At 70.2% G+C, this 5,629-nt stretch carries 7 protein-coding genes; 6 read left to right on the top strand and 1 reads right to left on the bottom strand.

Going from position 1 to position 5,629, the window contains the following annotated elements:
* From VNJ47_12755 to tldD, 3 genes are all read left to right on the top strand, one after another.
* Nucleotides 1-1,095, top strand: a 1,095-nt coding sequence (locus tag VNJ47_12755) for an AsmA-like C-terminal region-containing protein (GenBank protein ID HXG29702.1), incomplete at its 5' end; no start/stop codon positions are given.
* Nucleotides 1,096-1,099: 4 nt separating this feature from the next.
* Nucleotides 1,100-1,912, top strand: a complete 813-nt coding sequence (locus VNJ47_12750) for a carbon-nitrogen hydrolase family protein (GenBank protein HXG29701.1) — start codon at nt 1,100-1,102, stop codon at nt 1,910-1,912.
* A 49-nt stretch (nt 1,913-1,961) separates the two neighbouring features.
* Nucleotides 1,962-3,407: a metalloprotease TldD gene (gene tldD, locus VNJ47_12745; GenBank protein ID HXG29700.1), complete on the top strand. Its 1,446-nt coding sequence runs from the start codon at nt 1,962-1,964 to the stop codon at nt 3,405-3,407.
* Between the two features lie 74 nt (nt 3,408-3,481).
* On the opposite strand, the gene VNJ47_12740 is transcribed toward tldD, so the two are convergent.
* Nucleotides 3,482-4,030: a thioesterase family protein gene (locus VNJ47_12740; GenBank protein HXG29699.1), complete on the bottom strand. Its 549-nt coding sequence runs from the start codon at nt 4,028-4,030 to the stop codon at nt 3,482-3,484.
* 63 nt (nt 4,031-4,093) lie between these two features.
* On the opposite strand from VNJ47_12740, the gene rsmD reads away from it, so the two are divergent.
* From rsmD to VNJ47_12725, 3 genes are read left to right on the top strand one after another with little or no spacing between them, the layout of a single operon-like run.
* Entirely contained in the window at nt 4,094-4,675 is a 582-nt protein-coding gene (gene rsmD, locus VNJ47_12735) for a 16S rRNA (guanine(966)-N(2))-methyltransferase RsmD (GenBank protein ID HXG29698.1), read from the top strand.
* Nucleotides 4,676-4,697: 22 nt separating this feature from the next.
* Nucleotides 4,698-5,195, top strand: coding sequence for a pantetheine-phosphate adenylyltransferase (gene coaD, locus VNJ47_12730; GenBank protein HXG29697.1), 498 nt, complete (start codon nt 4,698-4,700; stop codon nt 5,193-5,195).
* Nucleotides 5,196-5,211: 16 nt separating this feature from the next.
* Entirely contained in the window at nt 5,212-5,466 is a 255-nt protein-coding gene (locus tag VNJ47_12725) for a YfhL family 4Fe-4S dicluster ferredoxin (protein HXG29696.1), read from the top strand.
* The last annotated feature ends 163 nt before the right edge of the window (nt 5,467-5,629 follow it).

Below are 5,629 nucleotides of genomic sequence, written 5' to 3'. Positions count from 1 at the left end.
CCGCCTGCCAGGCCCGAGCCGCTGCTGCAGGGCGCCGACCTGCGCATCGGCCGGCTGCTGGCCGCCGATCGGAGTTTCGAAAATCTGCGTCTGCAACTGAAGCGCCAGGAGGACGAGTGGCTGCTGAGCGCGAGCGGCCCGGCGGTGGAGGGCAGCCTGCGCTGGCCGCTGCAGCCTGCCGGTCGCGCCGTGTATCGTGCCGAATTGCAGCGCCTGCAGCTGCGCGCGCCGCAGCGCAGCCCGGAGGCGGCGGAGGCCGCGGTGGCGGCGGACGAATCCCCGCCGCGCGACCCGGCGCAGCTGCCCGGCCTGAGCTTGCGCTGCCGCAGCCTGCGCGTGAACGGCCATGAGCTGGGCCAGCTGCAGCTCGAGGCGGTGCCCGTGCCCAACGGCTTGGCCCTGTCCACCTTCAGCCTCAAAGGCGAACTGGAGATGCAGGGCAGCGGCAGCTGGACGCGCGTGCGCGGCGAGAGCAGTGCGCAGCTGTCGCTCGGCGCCCGCGGCCGGGGGCTGCGGCCGCTGTTCGAGGCGCTGGGTTACGCACCGAGCCTGGATGCCGAGAAAATCCGGCTGCAGGCCAGCCTGGCCTGGGCCCCGCATGCCGGCGGACTCAAGACCGAACTGCTGGGCGGCGGCTTCAGCCTGGACCTGGAGAAGGGGGTGCTGATGGCGGTGGAGCCCGGCGCCGGCCGCGTGCTCGGGCTGCTGAACTTCTATGCGCTGCCGCGACGGCTGACGCTGGATTTTCGCGACGTGGTGTCGAAGGGCCTGGCCTTCGACACGCTCAAGGGCGATTTCCGCATCGAGCAGGGCAATGCCTGGACCGACAACCTGAAGATCAACGGCCCCTCGCTGAAGATGGAAATCGAGGGTCGCGTCGGCCTGGCCGCGCGCGATTACGACCAGAAAGTCACGATTCATCCACAGTTGTCGCCCGGCGTGGCACTGGCCGGCACGCTGGCTGGCGGTCCGGCCGTGGGGTTGGGCATTCTGTTGGCGCAGCAGCTGTTCAAGAAGCCGATCGAGGACATGTCGGAACTGAGCTACCGCCTGCGCGGTCCCTGGGACAACCCCACCATCGACAAGGATGGCTGAGCGCATGTCCCGGGTGGCGGCCATCCAGATGGTGTCGGGCGCGGAGCGCGACGCCAACCTCGCACAGGCAGCGGCGCTGATCGCGGATGCCGCGGCGCGCGGCGCGCAGCTCGCGGTGCTGCCGGAAAACTTTGCCTTGATGGGGGCCGGCGACGAGGCCAAGCTGGCGGTCGCGGAGGCGCCGGGCGGCGGACCCCTCCAGGACTTCCTGGCGCAGCAGGCGCGCGCGCACCGCCTGTGGCTGGTCGGCGGCACCGTGCCGCTGCGCGATGAACACGACGCCACGCGCGCATACGCCAGTTGCCTGCTGTATGACGCACAGGGCCGGCTGGCCGCGCGCTTCGACAAGATCCACCTGTTCGACGTCGGTATTCCCGGGCGCGAGGAGCACTACGCCGAGTCGCGCAGCACGATCGCCGGCGACGCGGTGACGGTGGTGGACACGCCGCTCGGCCGGCTGGGCCTGGCGGTGTGCTACGACCTGCGCTTCCCGGAACTCTTCCGGCGCATGGTGGACCAAGGGGTGGAGATCGTCGCGCTGCCCTCGGCCTTCACCGCCGCGACCGGGCGCGCCCACTGGGAAGTGCTGCTGCGCGCGCGCGCCATCGAGAATCTCTGTTACGTCATCGCCCCCAACCAGGGCGGCCGCCATCCCGGCGGGCGCGAGACCTGGGGCGACAGCCTGATCGTCGATCCCTGGGGTGTGGTGCTGGACCGCCTGCCGCAGGGGCCGGGCGTGGTGCTCGGCGAGATCGACCTCGCGCGGCTGCGCGCGACGCGCGAACGCTTCCCGGCGCTGCGGCACCGGCGCCTGTAAACCGCGTGGGCTGCGCAAGGCATAGTCCGCGGATCAACCGAAAGACACCATGAACGAAACCGCACTGAAACAGGCCGAACACACTCTGCTGGCGCCGGCCGAGCTGTCGCAGCCGCAGATCCAACGCGTGCTGGAGACGCTGCTGGTACCGGGCGTGGACGCGGCCGATCTGTATTTCCAGTACCGGCGCCGCGAGCACTGGTCGCTGGAAGACGGCCTGGTGCGCGACGCCGGCTTCGGCCTCGAGCAGGGGGTGGGTGTGCGCGTCATCAGCGGCGAGAAGACCGGTTTTGCCTATTCCGAGGAGCTGGCGCTGCCAGCGCTGACCGCCGCCTCGCGCTCGGCCGGTGCAATCGTGCGCCAGGGCCAGAGCGGGCGCGTGCGCGCCTGGCAGTCGCCAGGCGGCCGTGCGCTGTATCCGGCCATCGATCCCGTGCCGAGCCTGGCCGAGGCCGACAAGGTGGCGCTGCTGCACCGCGCGGACGCCTTCGCGCGCAGCCTGGATCCGCGCGTGACGCAGGTCATGGTCAGCCTGCTCGGCGCGCAGGACGTGGTGCTGATCGCCGCCAGCGACGGCACCTGGGCCGGCGACGTGCGCCCCCTGGTGCGCATGAACATCCAGGTGATCGTGGAGGAGAACGGTCGCCGCGAGCAGGGCCATGCCGGCGGCGGCGGGCGCGGCGATTACAGGTTCTTCCTCGAGCAGAACCGCGTCGAGGACTATGCGCGTGAGGCCGTGCGCCAGGCGCTGGTGCGCCTGCATGCCGATCCCGCGCCCGCCGGCAGCATGACGGTGGTGCTCGCGGCCGGCTGGTCGGGCGTGCTGCTGCACGAGGCGGTGGGGCATGGGCTGGAGGGCGACTTCAACCGCAAGGGCAGCTCGGCCTACAGCGGCCGCCTCGGGCAGCCGGTGGCGAGCCCGCTGTGCACGGTGGTGGACGATGGCACGCTGCCCGGCCGGCGCGGCTCGCTCAATCTCGACGACGAGGGCACGCCGAGCCACTGCACCACGCTGATCGAAAAGGGCGTGTTGCGCGGCTACATGCAGGACAAGCTCAACGCGCGGCTGATGAACATGGCGCCGACCGGCAACGGCCGGCGCGAGTCCTTCGCGCATCTGCCGATGCCGCGCATGACCAACACCTACATGCTGCCGGGCGAGGACCTGCCGGAGGACATCATCGCCTCGGTGGACAAGGGCCTGTACGTCGCCAATCTCGACGGCGGGCAGGTGGACATCACGTCCGGCAACTTCGTGTTCTCCACCGCCGAGGCCTACCTGATCGAGGGCGGCAAGATCACGCGCCCGGTCAAGGGCGCCACCCTGATCGGCAACGGCCCCGAGGCCTTGCAGCGCGTCAGCCGCGTCGGCAACGACCTCAAGCTCGACACCGGCATCGGCGTGTGCGGCAAGGACGGCCAGAGCGTGCCGGTGGGCGTGGGCCAGCCGACGCTGCGCGTGGACGGACTCACGGTTGGTGGTACGCAAGGGTAATCCGGCGGCTCTGGCTTTTGCCAGGACCTCGCCTGGCGCCACCAGCGCTTAGCCTTGCGGTCGCAGGTTGCGGGTCAACCGCGGGCCCGCGCGGCCTTGAGGCTGGCGGTCAGCTCGTTCTGCGCGCGGTGCCAGTCGCGCACCCAGTCCGGCAGCGGTGGCGAGGGTTCACGGTGCCCGACCAGCGCCAGCACCTCGGCCGGGCTGTGCTGGGCCTTGCGGCTGCGGAACAGGTAGCGCACGACGATCACCGCCACCACCTGACCGCTTTGGCTGACGAAGCGGTGTTCCTTGAACAGCCACTTGCTGTCCCAGCCGATCAGGCGCGTGTGCACGGCGAATTTCTCGAACGGCTGCAGCGAGCGGCTGAAGCGGCCGTTGGCGTCGCCGGCCACCGGCCCCCAGCCGCGCGCCAGCGCCTTCTTCATCACGCCGGTGCGCAGCCACCAGTCCAGCCGGCCGATGTCGGCGGCGGTGAAATAGCGGCCATTGTTCATGTGCACATTCATGTCGAGGTCGGTCGGCCACACGCGCATGCTGAGCACGCCGGTGTCGAGCACGCCCAGCGGGCCGCGCAGGCGGTGAGTGAGCCAGGCGAGCAGGAAGCGGAACATCATCACCATGGGCAGAATCCGGCGGCAAAAATCGCGGCCATTCTGCCACAGCCGAGCGGCTACAATGCCCGCATGAAACCCCGCCAACACGGCCTGCGCGGCGACTTTCGCATCATCGGCGGTGCCTGGCGCCGGCGCCGCTTCGACTTCGTCACCGACCGCGACGTGCGGCCCTCGCCGGACCGCGTGCGCGAGACGCTGTTCAACTGGCTGGCGCCGGTGATTGCCCAGGCCCGCTGCCTGGACCTGTTCGCCGGCAGCGGCGCGCTCGGGCTGGAGGCGCTGTCGCGCGGCGCTGCGCAGGTGCTGTTCGTGGACCACGAACGCAGCGTCATCGAACGCATCCGCGCGCATCTCGCCACACTCGGCGCCACGGCGCGCGCCCAGCTGCTGCAGGCCGAGGCGGCCCAGTACCTGCGCCAGGGCGGCGGGCCTTTCGACATCGTCTTTCTCGACCCGCCGTTCCGGCAGGGGCTGGTGCCACCGCTGCTGGCGCAGCTGCCGCCGCTGCTGGCGCCCGATCATCGCGTGTATGTCGAGACCGAGACGCCGCCACCGGCGCTGCCGCCAGGCTGGGAAACGCTCAAATCCGCACGCGCCGGGCAGGTGAGCTTCGCGCTGGTGCGTTTCACCGCCAACCCGCATAATCCCTGAGGATTCCCTGCAGACCCTGCCCATGAGCCCGGCCAAAGACGTCATCGCCGCCTATTCCGGCACCTTCGACCCCATCACCAACGGCCATGCGGACGTCATTCGCCGCGCCGCGCGGATGTTCCCGAAGATGCTGGTCGCGGTGGCGAAGAACTCCGGCAAGCAGCCGATGTTCACGCTGGAGGAGCGGGTCGAGCTGGTGCGCGCCGCGCTGGCCGACGTGCCCAACCTCGAGGTGGTGGCCTGGGGCGAGCTGATCGTGCGCCTGTACCAGAAGCGGGGCGTGACCGTGCTGGTGCGCGGCGCGCGCGGCGTCGGCGACTTCGAGTACGAGAAGCAGATGGCGCTGATGAACCGCCACCTGGAGCCGAACATCGACACCATCATGCTGGCGCCGGCGCCGCAGTTCACGCAGATCTCCTCCAGCCTGGTGCGCGAGATCGCCGGCCACGGCGGCGACATCAGCGGGCTGGTGCCGGACGTGGTGGCCGCGGCCCTGCGCCGCAAGACGGCCCCGCGCTGAGTGCGGAAACCGTCCCATGGCGCTGACCATCACCGACGCCTGCATCAACTGCGACGTGTGCGAGCCGGTATGCCCGAACCAGGCCATCCGGCAGGGCGAGCTCATCTACGAGATCGACCCGGCGCGCTGTACCGAATGCGTCGGCCATTTCGATGCGCCGCAGTGCGTGGCCGTGTGCCCGGTCAACTGCATCCCACTGGACCCCGATCACCGGGAAACGCATGAGCAGCTGTATGCCAAATATCTGCGGCTGACCGGAAAAGCTGCATGAAGAAAGAATTCCTCAGAGCTCTTTTTCTCGTTCTTTTTCTTCAATCCGCCTGGGCGGCGGACAGGCCGCCCGGCTATGCCGTGGCCAGCGCGCACCCGCTGGCCACCGAAGCCGGCATGCTGGTGCTGGCGGCCGGCGGTAACGCCTTCGACGCGGCGGTGGC

The organism is Nevskiales bacterium (assembly GCA_035574475.1).
Lineage (GTDB): Bacteria > Pseudomonadota > Gammaproteobacteria > Nevskiales > DATLYR01 > DATLYR01.
The sequence above is the reverse complement of the archived record's forward strand: the minus strand, read 5'-3'. Positions and strand labels throughout refer to the sequence as shown.